General features: G+C 64.9%; 25 protein-coding genes. 10 read left to right on the forward strand and 15 right to left on the reverse strand.

Features of this window, described 5'->3' with window-relative positions:
- Window positions 1-75: 75 nt before the first annotated feature.
- From DV733_RS07595 to DV733_RS07610, 4 genes are all read right to left on the reverse strand, one after another.
- The gene (locus tag DV733_RS07595) at window positions 76-1419 is read right to left on the reverse strand and encodes an alkaline phosphatase family protein (protein WP_049995270.1); all 1344 of its coding nucleotides are present in this window, start codon (window positions 1417-1419) and stop codon (window positions 76-78) included.
- A gap of 89 nt (window positions 1420-1508) precedes the next feature.
- On the reverse strand, window positions 1509-1637 hold the full coding sequence (locus DV733_RS17655) for a hypothetical protein (protein ID WP_257217577.1): 129 nt from the start codon (window positions 1635-1637) through the stop codon (window positions 1509-1511).
- Between the two features lie 104 nt (window positions 1638-1741).
- Window positions 1742-3562 carry a DUF6517 family protein gene (locus DV733_RS07600; RefSeq protein WP_049995269.1) on the reverse strand — a complete coding sequence of 607 codons (1821 nt, stop codon included), beginning with the start codon at window positions 3560-3562 and terminating at the stop codon, window positions 1742-1744.
- Window positions 3563-3667: 105 nt separating this feature from the next.
- Window positions 3668-4201, reverse strand: a complete 534-nt coding sequence (locus DV733_RS07610; protein WP_049995268.1) for an inorganic diphosphatase — start codon at window positions 4199-4201, stop codon at window positions 3668-3670.
- Window positions 4202-4437: 236 nt separating this feature from the next.
- On the opposite strand from DV733_RS07610, the gene DV733_RS07615 reads away from it, so the two are divergent.
- Window positions 4438-4797, forward strand: a complete 360-nt coding sequence (locus tag DV733_RS07615; protein WP_049995267.1) for a PadR family transcriptional regulator — start codon at window positions 4438-4440, stop codon at window positions 4795-4797.
- Window positions 4798-4917: 120 nt separating this feature from the next.
- On the opposite strand, the gene DV733_RS07620 is transcribed toward DV733_RS07615, so the two are convergent.
- Complete coding sequence (locus DV733_RS07620; protein ID WP_049995266.1) at window positions 4918-5478, reverse strand: DUF7108 domain-containing protein; 561 nt, start codon at window positions 5476-5478, stop codon at window positions 4918-4920.
- A complete protein-coding gene (rnhA, locus tag DV733_RS07625) occupies window positions 5471-6064 on the reverse strand; it encodes a ribonuclease HI (protein WP_049995265.1) in 594 nt (197 codons plus the stop codon). The genes DV733_RS07620 and rnhA overlap by 8 nt, the downstream gene beginning before the upstream one ends.
- Before the next feature lie 135 nt (window positions 6065-6199).
- On the opposite strand from rnhA, the gene DV733_RS07630 reads away from it, so the two are divergent.
- The 4 genes from DV733_RS07630 (at window position 6200) to DV733_RS07645 (ending at window position 9759) form a co-directional block, all read left to right on the forward strand.
- Window positions 6200-7168 (forward strand): transcription initiation factor IIB, encoded by a 969-nt coding sequence (locus DV733_RS07630; RefSeq protein ID WP_049995264.1) that lies wholly within the window; start codon window positions 6200-6202, stop codon window positions 7166-7168.
- A 579-nt stretch (window positions 7169-7747) separates the two neighbouring features.
- Complete coding sequence (nreA, locus tag DV733_RS07635; protein ID WP_049995263.1) at window positions 7748-8995, forward strand: DNA repair protein NreA; 1248 nt, start codon at window positions 7748-7750, stop codon at window positions 8993-8995.
- A gap of 7 nt (window positions 8996-9002) precedes the next feature.
- On the forward strand, window positions 9003-9200 hold the full coding sequence (locus tag DV733_RS07640) for a hypothetical protein (protein ID WP_049995262.1): 198 nt from the start codon (window positions 9003-9005) through the stop codon (window positions 9198-9200).
- A 49-nt stretch (window positions 9201-9249) separates the two neighbouring features.
- Window positions 9250-9759 carry a hypothetical protein gene (locus DV733_RS07645; protein ID WP_136342305.1) on the forward strand — a complete coding sequence of 170 codons (510 nt, stop codon included), beginning with the start codon at window positions 9250-9252 and terminating at the stop codon, window positions 9757-9759.
- On the opposite strand, the gene DV733_RS07650 is transcribed toward DV733_RS07645, so the two are convergent.
- The 3 genes from DV733_RS07650 to DV733_RS07660 all read right to left on the reverse strand — a co-directional run bounded on the left by DV733_RS07650 (window position 9747) and on the right by DV733_RS07660 (window position 11036).
- Window positions 9747-10226 carry a GNAT family N-acetyltransferase gene (locus DV733_RS07650; RefSeq protein WP_049995260.1) on the reverse strand — a complete coding sequence of 160 codons (480 nt, stop codon included), beginning with the start codon at window positions 10224-10226 and terminating at the stop codon, window positions 9747-9749. The genes DV733_RS07645 and DV733_RS07650 overlap by 13 nt on opposite strands.
- A 1-nt stretch (window position 10227) precedes the next feature.
- Window positions 10228-10668: a DUF302 domain-containing protein gene (locus tag DV733_RS07655; RefSeq protein WP_049995259.1), complete on the reverse strand. Its 441-nt coding sequence runs from the start codon at window positions 10666-10668 to the stop codon at window positions 10228-10230.
- Between the two features lie 86 nt (window positions 10669-10754).
- Window positions 10755-11036, reverse strand: coding sequence for a DUF5789 family protein (locus DV733_RS07660; protein WP_049995258.1), 282 nt, complete (start codon window positions 11034-11036; stop codon window positions 10755-10757).
- A gap of 102 nt (window positions 11037-11138) precedes the next feature.
- On the opposite strand from DV733_RS07660, the gene DV733_RS07665 reads away from it, so the two are divergent.
- The gene (locus tag DV733_RS07665) at window positions 11139-12017 is read left to right on the forward strand and encodes a DUF7139 domain-containing protein (RefSeq protein ID WP_049995257.1); all 879 of its coding nucleotides are present in this window, start codon (window positions 11139-11141) and stop codon (window positions 12015-12017) included.
- Here the strand turns inward: DV733_RS07665 and DV733_RS07670 are convergent.
- A complete protein-coding gene (locus tag DV733_RS07670; protein WP_049995256.1) occupies window positions 12014-12199 on the reverse strand; it encodes a hypothetical protein in 186 nt (61 codons plus the stop codon). The two genes, DV733_RS07665 and DV733_RS07670, sit on opposite strands and share 4 nt — an antisense overlap.
- Window positions 12200-12284: 85 nt before the next feature.
- On the opposite strand from DV733_RS07670, the gene DV733_RS07675 reads away from it, so the two are divergent.
- Window positions 12285-12608, forward strand: coding sequence for a transcription factor S (locus DV733_RS07675; protein ID WP_049995255.1), 324 nt, complete (start codon window positions 12285-12287; stop codon window positions 12606-12608).
- A gap of 28 nt (window positions 12609-12636) precedes the next feature.
- On the opposite strand, the gene DV733_RS07680 is transcribed toward DV733_RS07675, so the two are convergent.
- Together DV733_RS07680 and DV733_RS07685 are read right to left on the reverse strand one after the other, a co-directional pair.
- Entirely contained in the window at window positions 12637-13365 is a 729-nt protein-coding gene (locus DV733_RS07680; protein ID WP_049995254.1) for a tRNA (adenine-N1)-methyltransferase, read from the reverse strand.
- A complete protein-coding gene (locus DV733_RS07685; protein ID WP_049995253.1) occupies window positions 13362-13763 on the reverse strand; it encodes a nascent polypeptide-associated complex protein in 402 nt (133 codons plus the stop codon). The genes DV733_RS07680 and DV733_RS07685 overlap by 4 nt, the downstream gene beginning before the upstream one ends.
- Window positions 13764-13849: 86 nt before the next feature.
- Here DV733_RS07685 and DV733_RS07690 point away from each other — a divergent pair, with 86 nt between their 5' ends.
- On the forward strand, window positions 13850-15364 hold the full coding sequence (locus DV733_RS07690; RefSeq protein WP_079979546.1) for an extracellular solute-binding protein: 1515 nt from the start codon (window positions 13850-13852) through the stop codon (window positions 15362-15364).
- Between the two features lie 95 nt (window positions 15365-15459).
- Here DV733_RS07690 and DV733_RS07695 read toward each other — a convergent pair whose 3' ends face one another.
- Entirely contained in the window at window positions 15460-15945 is a 486-nt protein-coding gene (locus DV733_RS07695) for a PUA domain-containing protein (protein ID WP_049995251.1), read from the reverse strand.
- Window positions 15946-16059: 114 nt separating this feature from the next.
- Between DV733_RS07695 and DV733_RS17315 the strand changes: the two genes are divergently transcribed.
- The gene (locus DV733_RS17315; RefSeq protein WP_170178697.1) at window positions 16060-16236 is read left to right on the forward strand and encodes a hypothetical protein; all 177 of its coding nucleotides are present in this window, start codon (window positions 16060-16062) and stop codon (window positions 16234-16236) included.
- 2 nt (window positions 16237-16238) lie between these two features.
- Here DV733_RS17315 and DV733_RS07700 read toward each other — a convergent pair whose 3' ends face one another.
- Entirely contained in the window at window positions 16239-16742 is a 504-nt protein-coding gene (locus DV733_RS07700; protein ID WP_049995250.1) for a LabA-like NYN domain-containing protein, read from the reverse strand.
- Window positions 16743-17256: 514 nt separating this feature from the next.
- On the opposite strand from DV733_RS07700, the gene DV733_RS07705 reads away from it, so the two are divergent.
- Window positions 17257-18327 carry a TrmB family transcriptional regulator gene (locus DV733_RS07705; RefSeq protein WP_049995249.1) on the forward strand — a complete coding sequence of 357 codons (1071 nt, stop codon included), beginning with the start codon at window positions 17257-17259 and terminating at the stop codon, window positions 18325-18327.
- A gap of 20 nt (window positions 18328-18347) precedes the next feature.
- On the opposite strand, the gene DV733_RS07710 is transcribed toward DV733_RS07705, so the two are convergent.
- A complete protein-coding gene (locus DV733_RS07710; RefSeq protein ID WP_049995248.1) occupies window positions 18348-19304 on the reverse strand; it encodes an aminopeptidase in 957 nt (318 codons plus the stop codon).
- Window positions 19305-19374 lie beyond the last annotated feature (70 nt).

Raw genomic sequence — 19374 nt, forward strand, 5'->3', positions numbered from 1 at the left:
CGTCGGTCAAAGCATAAATACACCCACCCCGCCGATCGGGGTTCGGGCGTCGCGAGAATCCTGCTCCGTGGGCGCCTAGACGAGACTCCGACCGTCGAAGTCGGCCCGGTCGTACTCGACGTCCATCAGATCGAGGACCGTCGGCGCGATGTCGAACAGATCGGCGTCCTCGATGCGAACGTTCGGGTCGTCGACGAACAGCGTCGCGTTGTCGAAACTGTGCATCCCGTTGCGCGGGCCGACGCCGAAGACGTCGCTGCCGCCCTTGAAGCCGGCCTTGAGATCGAAGCCGTGGTTCGGAATCACGACGAGGTCTGGCGCGATGTCGTCGTGGTCTCCGCGGAACGCTTCCTCCTTGGTGACGACGCGGTCGGCCACCGCGTTTCCGTCCGGTCCTTCGAGGCGTTCGAGTTCGGCCTTGAGCTCGTCCCGGACCTCCCCGTACTCCTCCTGTGGGACGCTCCCGCGGGGTTCGCGGCCTTCGAGGTTGATGTAAAAGCGTCCGGGGATCAGCGAGTAGGCGGTGGTCTCCTCGGCGATGTCGCCTAATTCGCTGTGATCGTCGTCCTCGTAGGAGAGCCAGCCTTCCTGCTGGAGCCACTCGTTGAAGTGGACCTCGTACTCCAGGGAGGTAAAGCCGTGATCTGACGCCACCATCATGGTCACGTCGTCTGGCAGCATCTCGCGCAACTGGCCGAGGTAGTCGTCGACCGTCCGGTAGAACTCGAAGAACTCCTCTTTGTACTCGCCGTCCTGCTCGTAGTGTTTGAACAGGAAGTGGTTGACCCGGTCGGTCGTCATGAAGACTCCGAAGAAGAGATCCCAGTCGTCTTCCTGCACGTAGTGCTTGAACGTCTCGAACCGTTTGTCCAGCGTCTCGTGGGCGTCCTCGATGAACTCGCTCTTGTCGTCGTCGTGGCCCAGTTTGGCGTTGACGTCGATCCGATAATCGTTGTTTTCGAGGTACTCCCGGAGGTCGTCGGGGTAGGCCGCCTTGTCGACACCGGGCGAGAGAAAGCCCGAAACCATCCGCTGGACGTCGCGCTGGGGCGGGAAGGTCACGGGCACGTTCAGCACTGTGGCCTTCCGGTCTTCGTCCTCGACGCGGTCCCACAGCCGGGTCGCCTGGACGTCCCGGCCCATCGGGACGTAGGTGTCGTACGATCCGACTTCGCGGTCCTGGAAACCGTAGACACCAGTCTCGCCGGGGTTGACGCCGGTCGTGAGAGAGGGCCAGCAGGCCGAGGATTCCGGTGGCACGATGCTGTCGATCGCGCCGGCGCTGCCATCCTCGGCCAGCGCGGCGAGGTTCGGAAACTCGTCGGTGTGCTCGGCGAGCAGACTGTACGGCACCCCGTCGATCCCGAAGAAGGCGACGCGGGGGCCGTCGTCGCCCTTGAGCCGATCGAATAGTCCCATACTTCCCGATACCAGCGTCGGGCACAAGAAGCTTCTTTTCGTGAGTGCGTCCCAGAAAGCGGCAATTCTACTGATCGCGAGGAGCGTGGCTACGCGTCGTCGTCCGACGACTCGAAATTCTCCGGCACGACTGTGAGGTGGTCGACTCCCATCGCCTCGCGCTGTTCGGGGACGACGGTCGGGTGGTCCATGCCGGCGGAGGGGCGTCTGGTTGCCATTGCAGTCGAAACCAGGGCCCGAACACTCATATAATTACTCATGCGCATAATTTATGGGCAGGCGAGCGACAATGTCTCCGAGACATACGGCCGCCACGGACGCCCTAATTGACGGCCTTCGAGAGTTCCGCGCCCGCTTTGAACTTCACGTCGTTCGACGCTTCGGCCGCCCCGACGAGGTGGACGATTGGCGCGTCGAGCGTCGACGAGACCGTCCACGCGGGGGCGTCACTGTCCGTTCCGGGACAGCCGCCGGTGTCGTGTTTGGCGAGCGCCTCCCGGGACTGGACGCCCCAGCACCAGACTTCCCCGCCGTCACGACACACCGAGTAGGCACCCGCGGGGAGGTAATCGTCCTCGGGGTCGTACGCCTTGCTGAGCGTGATGTTTCCGTACTTCGTCCGGCCGGGGCGTTTTCGGAGGATTATGTCGTCGCCATCCTGATACTCGATCTCGACACTCCCGTCCTCGTTGACGGAGTGGGTCACTGGTGCGACGTGGTTCGGGCCGGCGGCGGTCAACAGCGTCGCGCTGTTCTCGTAGAGCGCGCCGTCGTCGATCTGCCAGCCGCCGACGAACAGCAGCTGGTCGTCGTGACGGATCCGCCGCACGTGAAACAGCGCGGGCATCGGCCTGGGGCTGTCCGGCGGCGTCGCCGTGACGGGAACGACGAACACCGCCGAGACGGTCGCCTCCCCGGAGTCGGTCTCCTCGCCCCAGGAATTATTATAATCGAAGCAACACTCATCTCCCCCACTCGATTGGCCCGAGACCCGCGCCATCGGCACCGTGCGGTCGGCCTCCGGTGTCGCCCCGGTGACGACGACACCGCCCGAGGTTCCGAAGGCGGTGACGCCGCGGCGGATGTCGTTCTTGTCGATGTCGTTGGGCCGGCTGAGGTCGAAGCCGTCCTGGAGTTCGAGCGTCGGCTCGAGGAGGTTCCGGCAGGCCAGGTCCCGGTGGACGACGGCAGCGCGATCCGTCTGCGCACAACCCTCGGCGTCTCGTTCGCCCAGGAAGTACTCGAGGACGCGCTGTGGCGTCAGTTCGTCGACCAGTTCGAGGCCGCCGCCACGGACCTGGGCGTCCGGGAGCGTGACGACGAAGTGCTCACCGATGGTCGGCTCCCCGCCGAGGTAGTCGTACAACTCCTCGGTGCCGTCGGAGATTCCGTCGCCGTCGCTGTCGAGATCGTCGCTGATGTCCTCGATATCGCCCTGGACGATGCGGCGAGCCTCTTGCATCGATCGCCGCGCGCGGTCCCACTCGCCCGCCTCCACGGCCTCGCTGGCCTCCTCGGCGAGACGTTTGCGTGCGCTGGCGTGCTCCTGGACAGAGCCACAGACATCCGAGGGACAGTCTTCGAGTGTTTCCCGGACTCGAGTCGTCCCGTCGATGAACGAGCCCAGCATTCGCGTCGCGTCGTCGCTCGACCGACGCTCGATGGTCGTGATGGTGGCGTCGGCGTAGATTAACAGTCCCCGTTCGATATCTAGCACCTCGACTAGGTCGTCGATACCGTCGGCGTCGGAATCCCCGTCGTTGGGGTCGGGCACCCAGATCGACCGTGGTTTGTTCGAGCGCGAGGAGTTGTAGTCCTGGGCCTTCGTGGTCGTGGTGGTACTCCATCCCTCGATGTCGATGCGTCGATCCTCGGCCCGCAGGCTCGGCGGGACGAAGCGAACGTCGACTGGGCCGCTGGCGTACGCCGTTTCGGTACCGCTGGTGTCACCGATATAGAAGCCAGCCGGCGAGGCAGTCCTGTTCTCGATGGCCTCTTCGCTGGCGCTGTCTACCAGGTCCTCGAGCGCGCTACAGCCGGCCAGGCCGCCGAGTGTGACCGTCCCCGTCGCTGCGAGAAACGCCCGCCTCGTCGCCTCGTACCCACTGCCCCGCTCGCCGTCCGTGCCCTGCGTCGTGTTCATCTCCTATAGTACAGGATTTATAAGTATATAAATATAAGTTAGTGAATAATCTGTCGGCTGTTCGAGTGAGTCTCGAACGCGGGAGGCGAACCGCAGCCCGCCCGCTCAGTTGAAGTGCTCGTCGTAGAGGTCCTGGGCGTGCTCGATGGCGTCCATCGCGGCCTGCTTGTCCTCCCAGCCCAGCGTCTCGACTTCCTTGCCTTCCTCGAGGTTCTTGTAGGTCGCGAAGAACTCGTCGATCTCGTCGAGTTGCTGCTGTGGGATGTCTTCGAGGTCCTCGATGTGGTCGTAGCGGGGGTCCTCGGTGGGGACGGCGATGACCTTGTCGTCCTGCTCGCCGTCGTCGTCCATCTTCATCAGGGCCACGGGTCGGGCCTCGATGATACAGCCGGGGAACGTCTGGTCTTCGACCAGCACGAGGACGTCGAAGGGGTCCTCGTCGTCGTAGTAGCTCTGCGGGATGAACCCGTAGTCGCTGGGGTAGTGGACGTTGCTGTGCAGCACGCGGTCGAGCACGACTCCGGGAACGTCCTTGTCGTACTCGTACTTGTTGCGCTCGCCTTTCAGGCACTCGACGACCGCGTAGATCTCTTCGGGCGGATTAGGGCCGGTTTCCAAGTCTTCCCAGAGGTTCGTCATCACCCGTGAGTGTGAGTAGCGGCCAAAAAGTCCTTTCGACAGCAGGTCCAACGCCAACCGACGACCGAGCAGGCGACGACGTGTAACTGAATCCGATTACCATGATTACCACAGCAGGTATTAACAACGAATTCGATACGACGAATCGGACGTGGTTCGGCTTCAGTAGTGCGAATACGACCGAGATTTCGGTAGAGTTAACAAGCGTTAAATAGCGTGATGACATTTAGCTAACCATGTCAGAGGCACAAACCGTCACGGAGAATCCGGGTATCGCGCGCGAACTTACCGCGTTCCAGCAAAATATCCTCGTTATCCTCGCCGAGGAACCTCGCTACGGGCTCGCTATCAAGCGAGAACTCGAGTCGTACTACGATTCGGAGGTCAATCACGGGCGACTGTACCCCAACCTCGACGACCTCGTCGAGATGGACCTCGTCGAGAAGAGCGAACTCGACAAGCGGACCAACCAGTACGCTCTGACTGACGAGGGTTACGAGGCCGTTCTCGACCAGCTTCACTGGGAGTTCTCGAAGATCGTCACCGACGACGACCGCGCGAGCGATCTCCGTGACCTGATCGACGCCGTCAACTAACCACTTCGACGGCAACTGATAGTGATTATTGTAGGTCTGTTCCGGATCGACCGCCCGATTGTGGGCGGTCGTACCGGTAAATCGCTACAATAATCACTAAGAAGCGGCGCCACCCCCAAACTACTGCAGGCGGTCACCGTCTGCTTTTTCGAGCGCGTATTCGACCGACAGCGACAGGACTTCCAGTTGCTCGTCATTCGGCCAGCCGTTTCGCGGGAGATACTCCTCGCGAAACTCCGCGAGTTCACTCTCGGTGAGGTCGCCGATCGGTTTCGCGTAGTGATTGCCCGCGAAATCAGCCAGTGCGTGGGCCGTCTCGCCGTGTGGATCGCTGTGGTCGTCCGCAACAGCCTCGGCGATCTCGCGGTTGTGTTCCTCTATGGCGTCCCAGTCGTCGCCCCCGCCCGGGCCCGACAGCGAGCGCTCGACGCCGCGGTCGACGTTCTCGATCTCACTCGGGTAGACAGTTCCCTCGTCGTCGACCCACTCCTCGGGATAGCAGACGAGCGTGTCGTCGTCTTCACGGATCCGCGCCGTGTAGCCGTACTCGGTCAGCATCTCGTCTCGCTCGGTCCGATAGGCGGCCGCCTCTTTTCCGTCGACGGCCCGGCGCGCGAGACGGGTCAGTCGTTCGGCCTCCTCGATTACGTCGGCCGGGAGTTCACTCACCGAATCAGTCATCGTCCAGTGCCTCGTTCGCCAGTTCGTCGGCGCGTTCGTTTAGCTCTCTCGGGACGTGCTCGATCGACCACGAGTCGAACTGCCGAAGGAGTTCGTGTGCCTGGACCCGACGCTCGCGCATCCCCGGGTCGTTGGCGTCCCACTCGCCGCGGATCTGCTTGACGACGAGTTCGGAGTCGCTGCGGACCTGGACTTCCTCGAAGCCGTAGTCGGCGGCGACCTCTAACGCGTGGATCAGTCCCTCGTATTCGGCGCGGTTGTTGGTCGTTTCCCCGATAGTCTTGCCGCCTTCGCTGACGATGCCGTCGCCGGTCAGGATCACCCAGCCGACGGCCGCGGGACCGGGATTCCCTCGTGAGGCACCGTCGAAGTAGACGTGCGCACGGCCGCCGCCCTCGCGCAGGATCGCAGCGAGGCGTTCTGGATCTTCGCCCTGCATCACGACCTTCCCCTCGTAGGCCACGGCGGTCGCTCCAGCGTGGTGCGCGCGCCAGCGCTCGTGGTCGGTATTGCCCGGTTCGATGGCCACTCCAGCGGCTTCCAGTCGCTCGCGCGCGATCGATTCGTCACATTCGATGACCGGCATTCGAACGGGAATCGCGCTTCAGGGCGCTTACACCTTCCGATATCGACGGTTGATACATCCTGTCCCTGTTCCGGGGTCACAACCCGAAACCGGCGAAGGATTTAATACAAACAAATCTACTACTATATAAGTGCGATGACACGGTCCACCCGCCAGCGGGAGCGCGAGCGTGAGTCTCAGACGGAAACCGATCAGGAGGAGGACGAAATACACGATTGCCCAGAGTGTGGTTCCGACAATCTCGTAAAGGACGCCGACCGTGGCGAACTCATCTGTGACGACTGTGGTCTGGTCGTCGAGGAAGGCAACATCGATCCCGGACCGGAGTGGCGCGCGTTCAACCATCAGGAACGCCAGCAGAAGTCCCGCGTGGGTGCACCCACCACGCAGACGATGCACGACAAGGGGCTGACCACGACGATCGACTGGAAGGACAAGGACGCCTACGGACGTTCGATCTCCTCGAAAAAGCGCAGTCAGATGCACCGTCTGCGCAAGTGGCAAGAGCGAATCCGGACCAAGGACGCGGGCGAGCGCAACCTCCAGTTCGCCCTCAGCGAGATCGATCGCATGGCCTCGGCGCTCGGGGTGCCACGCTCGGTCCGGGAGGTCGCGTCGGTGATCTATCGGCGGGCGCTCGACGACGACCTCATTCGCGGGCGTTCCATCGAGGGTGTGGCTACGGCCGCGCTCTACGCCGCCTGTCGAAAAGAGGGGATTCCGCGCAGTCTCGAAGAGATCTCGGACGTCTCCCGGGTCGAGCGCAAGGAGATCGGCCGTACGTACCGGTATATCTCTCAGGAACTCGGCCTGGAGATGGAGCCGGTCGATCCCAAAAAGTACGTCCCGCGGTTCTGTTCTGAACTCCAGCTCTCCGAGGAAGTCCAGACCAAGGCCAACGAGATCATCGAAGAGACGGCCGAGCAGGGCCTGCTCTCCGGTAAATCGCCGACTGGCTATGCGGCTGCCGCGATCTACGCCGCCTCGTTGCTCTGCAACGAGAAGAAGACCCAGCGGGAAGTCGCCGACGTCGCGCAGGTGACTGAGGTCACTATTCGGAACCGGTATCAGGAGCAGATCGAGGCGATGGGCATCCACGGCTAGAACTCGATTTTTCTATTTCGTCTTCTGCCGGGCGTTCTGGAGCGACTTCTGGGGTGGTTGTGGATGTTTCGAGTGGTGGAATAGCTGGCGGTGACAGCACTCCGAACAGCCAGAAAGCCCCGACTGGCTCGACTTCCGGGCCTCGCTGCGCTCCTCGTCGTTCCACTCCTGCGGTGTCGCGCGGGCGACCCGTGAGTCGCCCGCACGGCCAGAGGGACCTTCGGTCCCTCCCTGCTTGCCTCGTCCGGGTTCGTCGAGCCAGTCGCCCCTTTCGTCCCCACCCGTTTGGACTGGCCAACCGAGCCACGCGAGTGGGACTGAAAGGGGCTTTCTGGTTCTCGGAGTCGATCACTGCGGCAGTGCGTCTGACTCACTGAATCTCGCGTCAGTCGAAGCCACACCCTCCCCAGCCGATTGCGCTTCTCGCTCACTCCGTTCGCTGTGATGCTCATCCCTCGCGTGTGTTCGTCGCGTGACGGAGCACGCGACTGCACGCGCCACCGAGGTACACGTTCTGACGCCGCACTACGAATCAAGAACGGGTTAGATTCATCACCGTCAGACCCAAACACTCACTGAATGCAACTGGACGACTTCATCGAGGACTTCCAGCGCGACGAGGCCGCCGAGAAGCGCCGCCTCGCAGAAGAGAAGTCCTACGAGATCACCGACTACCTCGATGAGGTCGAGAGAGAGTTCGAGCAGGCCGTCTCGGGCGACTCCATGTTCGGTGCCACGGCCCCCGAAATCTTCGTCGGGCGCTCCTCCTACCCCAACGTCTCGACGGGCGTCCTCTCGCCGGTGACAGACGGAAACGCTGCGGACTTCGCCACCTCCGGGCAGTGGTACCAGCAGGGCCTGGGCGTGGGCGACGTCCTCCAGCGCCGCACCGGCCTGCTCAACTCCACCAGGTCGGCGAACGTCGACGTGCGGGACGTCTGGGACGGTTTCGTGGGTGTCCAGCGAGAGGTCGCCATCGCCGACCATCCCGTCGACGTCGAGGTGGGCCTCGACTCGGAACCGGACCTCGATCTCTCGCTTGACGACGTGGGCGCACCCACGGGCCCACGAGCAAGCGCCCGCAGTGCCGACCTCGCGGAAAATCCGCACGTTCCTCGACCTGTGAAGAAGACGCTGGAAGACGACGACTGGCAGGCCGAGGGCGCGATGAGCTATCTCTACCGTCGCGGGTTCGACGTCTACGACATCAACACCATCCTCTCGGCGGGCGCGCTCGGCCGCGGGCAGGATCGCCGTCTCGTCCCGACGCGGTGGTCGATCACGGCCGTGGACGACACCGTCGGGCAGTTCGTCCGCGGCGGGATCAGGAACGCGCCCGCGATCAACGAGACGGAAGTCCACTACAACGAGTACATGGGCAATCGCTACTGGGTAATTCTCACGCCCGGCCAGTGGGAGTTCGAACTGGTCGAGATGAAAGCCCCCGAGAGCGTCTGGAACCCCGCCGGCGAGGCCTATTACCTCGCCAGTGCTCACGAGGGCTACGAGGGCCGGACGGGCTACGTCGAGGAGACCGCCGGGGCGTACTACGCCTCCCGGCTGGGCGTTCTGGAACACCTCAAAGACCGGGGTCGCCAGGCCAAGTGCCTCGTCCTGCGGGAAGTCACCGACGACTACTGGGCTCCAGTTGGCGTGTGGCAAGTCCGCGAGGGCGTTCGAAATGCCTTCGAGGGAGAGAATGGCGTGAGCGAGACGTTCCGGGAGGCCGTTACGCAAGTCACTGGGCAGTTGCCGATCTCGATGGGTGCGCTCCGCCGAAAGTCGGAGATGGTCGCCGGCCTGCAGGCGAAGTTGAGCGACTTTTGAGACCGCCATGACTGCCACCGATCCACCGTCGGTCGTCGGACAGCTTCCGGGTGGCGTCGAACTGCTGGTCGTCGTCCTGCTGGTCGTGCTGTTGCTCAGCGTGCCCGTGGTCGTTCTCTTGATCGCGCTCAGACTCGTCGATACCGAAGATCGCGCCGACGCGCGGTCCGAGGCGGTCGCTGACTCGGACGACCTGGACGAGTGATAGCACGCTTGCCACAGCGTTTTTCTCGTTTCCAAGCGATATTTCTACTGTGATACACTTCCCGCCAGTTCTCCTGCAGACAGTCGACGTTCCGGAACTCGGCAGCGTCGACGTGGCCGTCGGTCTCGGGAGCGGCGCGGTCAGTACGTTCCTGACGACACTGCTCGTCGGTGCCATTCTGGTCGCACTCGCGCCCGGCTACACCGAGCGAAAGATGGACGCGCTTCGCGAGAACGTCGTCGGGGCGTTCGTCTACGGCCTCGTCTCGCTCGTGTTCTTCATCCTCGTCATCGTCGTCCTGCTGATCACGATCATCGGCATCCCGCTGGCGCTCTTGTTCGGCCTGTTGGTGTTCGTCGCCTGGGTCTTCGGCGCGGCCATCGCCTTCCTCGCGATCGCGGATCGACTGGTCGACCACGACGATGGCGACTGGCTCGTCCCGCTACTCGTGGCGGCGACGATCAACGGCGCGCTCACGCTCACCGGGATCGGCGGCCTCGTCTCGTTCTGCGTCGGCGCGGCGGGCTTCGGGACTGTCGTGCGAGACTACCTGGGCTGATCGTCGACTGGCCGGACGTACGTCACCTGCTTGGGCTCGTACCCTCGATCCTCGTACAGCGAGCGCGCCCCGTCGTTGTCCCACTCCGCCGAGAGCTGGACGAAATCACAGCCCTCCTCGGCGGCCAGTCGCTCGGCTCGGTCGAGCAACCGTGATCCGTAGCCTCGCCCCCGAAAGCCCGCTTTCACGTACAGATCGGTGACCTCGGCGTCGGTGCCGTGTCTCATCGCCGGCCGCTCGCCCACTCGCACGTTCGCGAACCCGACCGCGTCGCCCGCGACTTCTGCGAGGAAGATCGTCCGTGCGTCGGCCTCGAGCATCTCCGCGAACCCATCGACGGCCACCTCGACTGCATCGTCGGCCAGTTCGTTCAGTGATGAGTAGTCGGCCATCGACTCGGCCAGCGGCTGCCAGCACTGTTCGGCGAGCAGGCGCGCATCGTCGGGATCGGCCTCGCGGATCTCCATCTCAGAGATTCGCGTAGGCCTCCTCGACCAACTCGCCCGTGTCGGCGATGATGTCGGCCATCGTCTCGTCGTCGGGGGCCATCCCGGTCAGGCGCGCGATCTTCATGATCGAGACGTGGTAGACCACCTGCCGGCCGGGTTCGTCCTGCCAGATCACGACGTTGCAGGGGAATAGACCGCCGATCTTCTTCTCGGAGGCGTCCAGTGCCCGGTCGGCTACCGTCGGGTTGCACGCCCCGAGCACGTAGTAGGGGTCGCGGTCGGCACCGATCTTCTCGGTGAGCATCTCGGAGGGTGAAAACTCAGTGGCGATGCCGAAGCCGGCGTCGGTGAAGACCTCGCGGACGTGCTCGATAGCCTCCTCGTGGTCCATCTCCAGGGTCGCGCGCTTCTCGCCGATGTCTTCGGGGTCGATCACGTTCGGGTCGATTGGGAGCGTCATATCTGGATCGACGGGCGGCGTCGACAAAAGGGTGTGCCGCTTACGGTGTCCCGTTCGCGCCTCCGAACGCCGATGGTCGGCGTTCGCTATTCCGTCGGGACCGGCCCGTGGCCGATCACGTCGCGCACTTCCGATTCGAAGCTCTGGCGGCGGTCGAAGTACGTCTCGTCGATCTCGTCGAGGATCTCGCCCAGCTCGCGGGGACCGTCGGGCGTGCGGATCACGGTGTCGCCCTCGCGGCGGCGGATATCACTCTTCTCGATGCCCCACATCAGCCGCGCCGAAACCTGGACGATCGGGACGCCCTCTACCTCGTTGCCCTCGCCGAGTTCGACCGCCGGCTCGTCCTCGCCATCGTCGTCGCTCATACCTGCCGATTCTGGCCGCTCGCGATTAGTGCTTTCGGACTTCCCCCGTGTCTGCCGCGCGTCTGACGGGTAGTTTTGATGACGGTCGACGTACAACCCCGCATGACTAGTCTGACGGACGTCTACGAGGGGCGAACGGCCGCGAACTCCCGGCGACGGTCGCTCGGGACGGCACTGTTCGTCCTCGGCGCGTGGCTCGTCGTGGCCGGAATCGTCGTAGCGACGACCAGCCTCGCCGAGTCGCTCGGCCTCGGGATGTTCGGTTCCCGGAAAGTCGCCGGGACGCTCGCTGGTCTGGGAGTCCCGGCGGCACTGCTCGGCGCGTTCGCAGTCATGCCGGCCGGCCGGGCGACCCGAGCCGCGGCGGTCGTCGGCGCGAGCGTCGCGGTCTTCGGCGTCGCGCTGTTCTGGCACGCCTACCCCTACGAGTGGATCGGCGCGACCGGTGCGGGCCCCGGACTGACGCTCGCGACGACGGTCGTCTACTTCCTCGGGACGATCACGACCGCGTGGTGTCTGTTCGTCGGCGTCGCGACGTTCCAGACCCGCAAGGATCCCGGCGGGAGCGCCCGGATGGAAGTCACCGAACAGGGCCGGATCCGACTCGTCGAGGAGGCCGCATCGACGCGCGGCCTCGGCGGTATCGGCTTTTTCGGGTCGGATCCTGACGGCGAGGTCGAGACTCAGACCAATCGCGATTCGTCCGCGTCCGGCCACTCCCACCGGGCCGACCAGTCCGCGGCCCGCTCACAACCGGCCAGCGACGGCGGCGCGGCGGCCGCGACGCCCGCCGCCTCGGAGTCCGACGACGACGCCTTTCTCGACGCAGTGACCGTCCGCGGGCAACCCGATCAGTACTGTGGCAACTGCGAGCACTTCAGCTACGTCCGCACCGACGAGGGAATCGCGCCCTACTGCGGGCTCGACCAGCAGTACATGGACGACATGGACGCCTGCGAGGACTGGCGCTCGAACGTCTAGACGGGGTGTTCCCCGGGGCCAACCTCCGACGTTCCGACCAGTACCGTTCCCGCTGCGAGTATCAGGACCGCGAGCGACAGCACGAGCAATGGAATGTCGATCCCGAACAGCGGCACGACCATCGCGACGCTTCCCAGGAGCATCAACCCCGCGCCGATCTGGACGTTCGTCGATCGAGTCATGGGTACTCATACCGCGCGTGTCGGGATAAAACCACTCGCCACCGAAACACGGCGTTTAAGTGGCGCAGTCGCTAGATCAGTGGATATGGAGTTTTGCGACGACTGCGGTTCGATGATGAAAACGGAGGGCGACGTCTGGGTCTGTGGTAGCTGCGGGGCCGAGAAAGCACGGAGCGAGTCGGCTGAAAAACAGGCAGTGACGACCCAAGGCCAAGAAGAGAGCGAGATCGTCGACACCTCGGAAGTCGACCCCGGCGACATGGGGCCGACGACGCGCGAGCGCTGCCCGGAGTGTGGCAACGAACGCGCCTTCTACGAGATGAAACAGATCCGCTCGGCCGACGAGTCAGAGACGCGCTTTTTCACCTGTACCGAGTGCGAGCACAAGTGGCGCGAAGACGACCACTGACACAGTCTCGTCTGGTTCTGACGGCGTCTCAGGGTCGTCGCGCGAAGGTCAGATAGCCCGTGTGCCCGACGCCTGCCGTCGAGGGTCGCGACCCGCGGTCGTCGAAGTCCATCTCCCGCTGGATCGTCTCGAACGTCTCGATGTCGGTCAATCCCACGTTACGGGCAGCCGCGACCACGTCGCGCGTCGACTCGACGAACGGCGAGTAGACCGCCAGAAAGCCGCCCCGAACCAGTAGCGTCGGCGCTCGCTCGACCACGCTTGCGGCGTCCTCGGTGTCGAGTGTCAGCACGTCGAACCCCTCGCCAGCGAGGTCGTCGAGCTGGTCGGTCAGATCGCCCGTCAGAACGTCGACGTGCTCGTCGACGTCGGCCATCGCCATGTTCTCGCGAGCGACCTCGGCGAAGTCGGGATCGCACTCGTAGGTCGTCACGTCGGCCCCGAGTCGGCCGAGGTACGCCGCAAGCACGCCAGTGCCGGTCCCGGCGTCGAGGACGCGGTCGCCCGCCGACGCGCCGGTGTGGCCGATCACGAGCCCGATATCTCGGGGCATCATCGGCGCGCCGGTGCGTTCGAAGTGCTCGAACAGGTCCGGCCCGCGCAGCGCCTGCACCCGGAACGTCTCGCCGAGATGTGACTCGACGACGTCGCCCGCACTCGGGGCGTCGGGCACCTCGATAATTCCGAGGTCAGTTTCGAGCGTCTCGCCCGGTTCGACGAGGTACTCACGGTCCTCCCGGACCAGCAAGACGGTCACTGTTCGAGCTGGCTGACTGCCGCCGCCAGGTCGCCGTCGTTGGCTTCCAGCGCCTCGCGGGCCGCGTCCTCGCTGACGCCGGCACGCTGGGCGACGATCTCGACGTCCTGGTCGTCGACCGCGCCGGCCGACTCGCCGCTGTCGTCGCTCCCGTCCTCGCTCTCGCCGCCGGAGTCGCCGCTGCCCAGCGCCCGGGATTCGGGTTCGCCGACGATCTGGTAGGTCTTCTGGCCCTGGGCTTCCATGAGCTGGACCTCGGCGTCGGTGAAGACCAGTTCCTCCTCGTCGGTCCGGATGATCACTTCTTCGGCATCGATGTCCTCCATGTCGATGCCCATCTGCTCCATCATCTGCTTCATCTTGCGCGGATTGAGTCCGCCGCCGCCTCCTCCAAACATATCCCGAGGTGGGCGTCCCGGGGCCAAAAGCCTACTGTCACGAGTCCGGCAAAGGCTCTTTTGATAGCCCTGGAAATCAATTAAATATGTCTGGGCCAGTAGCGACGCCCCCGGATGAGGATTCGAACGATAGCAGATACGTCGAGTCTACCGGCGACGAGCGTCGAGGGCGAGCAGTTCTTTCTCGCCGGGCGTACCTCGCCAGTGCGGGAGCGGCTGTCGCGCCAGCCGGATGTGTGGCCCTGCCGGCGACCAGCGATGGGCCGACCGTCCGCTGGAAGTTCGATTTCGCGGCCTCCGACGAAAAGCGGGAGGCCACCCGTCGAGCGCTGTACGAGTCCGGCGGCCTCCGCGAGGAGATAACGGTCGAGTTCGTCGAACCCCACATCGGGGAACTGGAACGGCAGTTCCAGTTCCAGTTCGAGGACCGTGACCCGGACTCGGACCTGTATCTCGTCCCCAGCCGCTGGCTCCGGACCAATCTCCGTGGTCTCGTCTGGCCGATCGAGGCGGTGCTGCCCGAGGAGACCCGCTCGGAGATAGCCGACGCGTACGCGCCTGCGACTCTCCAGAACGTGACCGACAGGACAGACGGACTGGTCGGACTCCCCGTGGCCGTCGACGTGGCGACGATGCAGTACCGCCGCGATCTCGTCGAGGCCGCGGGGTACGACCCCAGCGGGTGGGCGACGGACCCGATGACGTGGCAACGGTGGTCACAGATCACTGCCGACGTGCGCGAACAGGGCGACGTCGAGTACGGCTGTACGACCCAACTCGACGACTACGTGGGACTCGTCTGCTGTACCTTCAACGAGGCGCTCGTCTCGTGGGGCGGGGCGTACTTCGGGGGGCGAGACCACCGCGGGGAACCGATCGGACAGCGGCCGGTGACAATCGCCGACGAACCGGGCGTCGACGCCTGCCGGATGCTCCGGCGGTTTCTCCACGGGGAGACCTTCGACGGAGCGTTCGCCGACTACGCGGGCGGGATCGTGCCGACGGACGCACTGGAGTGGAACGAGGAATACTCGCGCGAACCGTTCGCCCGCGGCGAGGCGGTCATGCATCGAAACTGGCCGTACTCGCTGGATCTGACCGGTCGGGCGGAGACAGAAGTCGAGGCTGGGACCCCCACGCTCGGGACCGACCGGCTGGGCGCGATGCCGTTGCCATACGCCGTCCCGGAGTCCGAGGCTACCGTTCCCGGTCGCGGCGGGACGCCGGCAGTTCTGGGAGGGAGACGGACGGCCGTCGTCCATCCCGCGACCGACCATCCCCGCGCCGTCGCCGAAGTGCTTGCGGCGGCGGCCACGCCCGAGTTCCAGCTCGCTCTGCTCGAGATACTAGGGTGGCTCCCGCCACGACCCGAACTCTACGAGACCGACCGGGCCAGGAGTGTCGACATCCTCGGGCAGTACATGGACACCCTCCGGGTCGCCGTCGAGAACGCCGTCCCCTACCCGCGGGGTTTGGGCATCGAGTCCGAGCAGTCGGACCTGATCGCGACGGCCGTCAACGCGATCCTCCGGAGGGAAGCCGACCCCGCGGAGCGCTTGGCGACCCTGGCCGACCGGTTGCGTGCGGTGGAATCGGGGTAGACACTCCGCGGCGACGCACGTCTGCCCGTCAGAGACGGTCGACGGATCCGGTCCCGGGGTTTTCGGCGTGTTTCGGACCGAGCCCAGTCGCAGGATCACTCGCCAGCGCCGTGACGGACGAACACGGCCATGCCGGTCTCGAAGGTCAGCATGTCCTCGGCCGGGAGTTCCGCACGCCCGACCCCGAGGACGTCTCCGTCTTCGTGAACCACGGCGACCTCGTCGCCGGGACGGACGTCCGGGTCCACAGTCTGCACGAACTTCGCGAAGACGTTCTTGCCGTCGCGGACGAACGGCTCGCTGTCGTCGCCGACCACGACTCGATAGGCCGGTTCGTCGAGTGCGTCGACGAGTCGCCGGCCGCCCTCGACGCCGAGGGTGAATCGACCGTCGGTGTTGTAGGTCACCAGTCGGCCGTCGGGGGCGTGGACCTGCCGTGGCCGCCCGGAGGTCGAGCGGGTGATTTCGAGCGCTTCGTGATCGCCGAACAGCGCCTCGCCTGCGCCCGCGCCGAACTGGTAGTCTGCGACTCGGGCGAGCATTCGGTGACCGCGGTCGGCGGGCGACGCCGCGTCTGTCATAGCTCTGTTTCGGCCGTCGCGAATCAAACGCCTTCCGATCGCCGGTCACAGACTGCCTGCTCCCGTTCGTGCCGTTTGAGGGGGTTTATATACACGCTCGCCTAAGCCGCTGATATGGTAACCAAATCGACGAAACTCGGCGTCGGCGCGGTCTTGCTGGTGGTCTGCAGTATCGCGCTCCTCGCGCTCGGGATGGTCGACCTGCCGTTGATCGCGGGTAGTATCGGCGTTCTCGGGCTGGCCGCTGGCGCGCTGCTCGTCGGGACGTCCGAGGGCGGCCAGCCGGTCTGAGCTCAGAGCAAGAAGCGGTCCGTATCCTCGCTCAGATCGATGAAGCCGTCCGCGGCGTCGATCAGCGACTCGGCCGTCGACTCCCGGAACGAGAGTGCGTCGACCCGAACCCCTTCGTGCTGGAGGTGCGTACAGAGCCGCGCGAAGTCGCCGTCGCCGGTACAGAGCGCGATGGCGTCGACGTGGTCGGCCAGCGAGACGGCGTCGAGGCTCATCCCGACGTCCCAGTCGGCCTTCTTCGAGCCGTCGCCGAACGTCCGAATCTCCTTGATGCGCGTCTCGAAGCCGATGTCGACCAGCGCCTCGAAGAAGGTCTCTTCCTCGGGGGCGTTGGCCTTGATGACGTAGGCGATCGCCCGCGTGAGCGAGCGGCCGTCGACCGCCGCGTCGAGCAACTCCGCGTAGTCGATGTTCTGCTCGTGGAGACTGCGAGCCGTGTGATAGAGATTCTGCGAATCCGCGAGGACTGCGACCCGCTGGGTCCCGTGAGTCTCACTTCTGGTCATGTCTGTGTCTGTCAGACCACGGGCATAGCACTTGTGGCTCGTCCGCACACACAACAGTAATTCATATCTGTGCAAGACTACGACGAATTCCGGCCGATAGAGTATCGACGACGGGATCTTACTCTGGATTTCTGGGACCCAAGTGAAGAGAATCGAAATTCGAGTATTCGGGCCGTTGAGGGGGTAGAAAGCACTACTACCGCAGTTGTTGTGAATATTGGCCGCACTCTCGAACTGCAACTACGGCAGTAGTTAAGAAATTTGACAAGTCTTAAGGGTGGTCGGCCCGAAGGTAGAATTGTATGATCTACGGAACAATCATCGACACCGACGCACAGTCCGAGACGAACGACCCCCGAGACCGGGTCTGGGTCATGGCGGCCCTCAGCGCGATCTAACGCAGCCCTATGCAGCGGATCGCATCGACCCACGACACTTTCTCCGTGCAGTAACCGACGCGTAGCCGAGCGGCCAGAGCGCGTACCTTGAAATGGATCCGGGCGACAGTAGACGTATGGACAGCGAACAGCTGGTCTCGGTGTTAGAGACCGGCGGGCTCTCGCGCTACCAGGCCCAGGCGTTCGTCGCGCTGCTCGAACTGGGGACGGCCTCGGCGGGCGACCTCGCCGACGCCAGCGGTGTCCCACAGCCACGGATCTACGACGTCATCCGCGACCTCGAAGCCGACGGCTACGTCGAGACCTACGAGGGCGAGACCCTCCAGGCGCGCGTCGAGGACCCCGACGCCATCGTCGGCGACATCGCAGTCCGGATCAGCGAGTTCCAGTCGGCGACCGAGGAGATCGAACGCCGCTGGACCGAACCCGAACCGACGCCCCACGAGGCGGCCATCGTCACGAAGTACGAGACTGTCCACAAGCGGGTCGTCTCGTTTCTCGAAGACGCGAACTACTACGCCCAGCTGTCGGTAAACCCCGACCAGCTCGAGCGTCTCCGGCCGACGCTGGAGGCGGCACACGACAACGGGATCTACGTCCAGCTCGCGATTCACTCCTACGACGAGGAGACACTGCCCGAGGCCGAGGATCTCGAAGCCGTCTGCACCGAGGCCCGGTTGCGAGAGCGGCCCGCGGCGTTCCTGGCACTGATCGACCAGCAGCAGGTCGGCTACGCGCTCCACGTCGACTCGCCGGACGAGTACGGGATGGTCATCGACGATCGCGGCCCTTCCTACGTCTTCTCGTGGTTCTTCACGACGATGCTCTGGGAACTGTGGGAGCCACACTACGACGGCCGGCCGAGCGAGCCGCCGTTGCGGTACTTCGAGATCCGGCGTCTCATCCCCGAGATCGAACCCCTGCTCGACGCGGGGGCGACCGTCCGCGTCCGGGTCAGCGGCCAGTGGGTCGACACGCACCGGCCCTGCCAACTCGTCGGCACCGTCGAAGAGGTCGCGTACGAGGGCCAGGGTCTCGACGACGGGCCGCCCACGCTCCAGGACCTCGCGGGGATGGCCAGTCTCGTCGTCGAGACGGACGGCGGGACCTTCTCTGTCGGCGGGATCGGTACGCTCGTCGAGGACGTCGAGGCCGACCAGATCGTCGTCGAGGAGATCGATGAATAAGGACCCGGCGCGGTGATCGCTCAGGGCGTCGGCAGCGGCACTTCCTCGCCGTCGGCGTAGACCGTAGGGTCGCGGACGATGCCGTCCAGATGCAACGGTGCGTCGACGTCGCCGCCGATCGAGGCGTCGTCGCCGATGGCGAAGTGGACCGTGCCGCCGGCTTTCTCGTCGAGCAGGACCGATCCCACGAGCCGCTCGACGGCGACGTTCGTCCCGATGCCGAGTTCGGCGAGGTTGTAGGCGGCGTCGCCGACCTCCTCGGCCGCGGCCGCGACCTGCTCGGCGACGGCGTCGTCTTCGATCGACGTGACCTGGCCGTCCTCGACCTCGAACACCACCGTCTGGGATTTGTCGAGCAGGCCGTGGGGCATCATGGTCCCGTTGACGACGACCCGGCCGTCGGCGCTCATCGGGCTGACGAACACCTCACCTGCGGGCAGGTTCGAGAACGCGCCCGCCTCGTGGACGATCCCGGTGTCTTCGAGCCACTCCCGGTCGCCGGGGTCGAGCGTGATGTCCGTCCCCGAGGGCGCGGTCACGCGGATCTGTTCGGCCCCCGAGACGCCAGCCAGTATCTCGCGGCAGTGCTCGCGGATGGACTCGTAGTCGGCGTCCAGCCCCGAGACGAACACCTCCTCGGTGATCTCGGGCAAGGTCGCCGCGCGGACGCCCGCCGCCGTGGCGTTCGAGCGCGCGCGGGTGTGACTGAGGCTCTTGGTCGTCGGCGCCAGCAGGACGTCTGGTTCGGCCATGGCAGCCTCGACCGTCTTCGGCGGCTCCTCGCCGTGCTGGTCACCCGGGGGATAACAGAGGATCGTCGCGTCGTCGGTGATCTCGCAGGCGACGTCGTACAGCGCCTTGCCGATCGGCCAGCGCTCGTCGTCGGTGACGATACAGCACGACTCGCCCGACTGGAGACCCATGCACTGCTTCAGGGCGGTCTCGGCGGGCGCACGGAGGTCGTGGTTCATGGACATGCCTCGGGGTGGGAGGGGGTTAGGCGTTACTCTCGATCCAGAACTACTTTGTTTCGCGAATGTTGCTGGG

The organism is Halapricum salinum, from assembly GCF_004799665.1.
Taxonomy (GTDB): Archaea; Halobacteriota; Halobacteria; order Halobacteriales; family Haloarculaceae; genus Halapricum; species Halapricum salinum.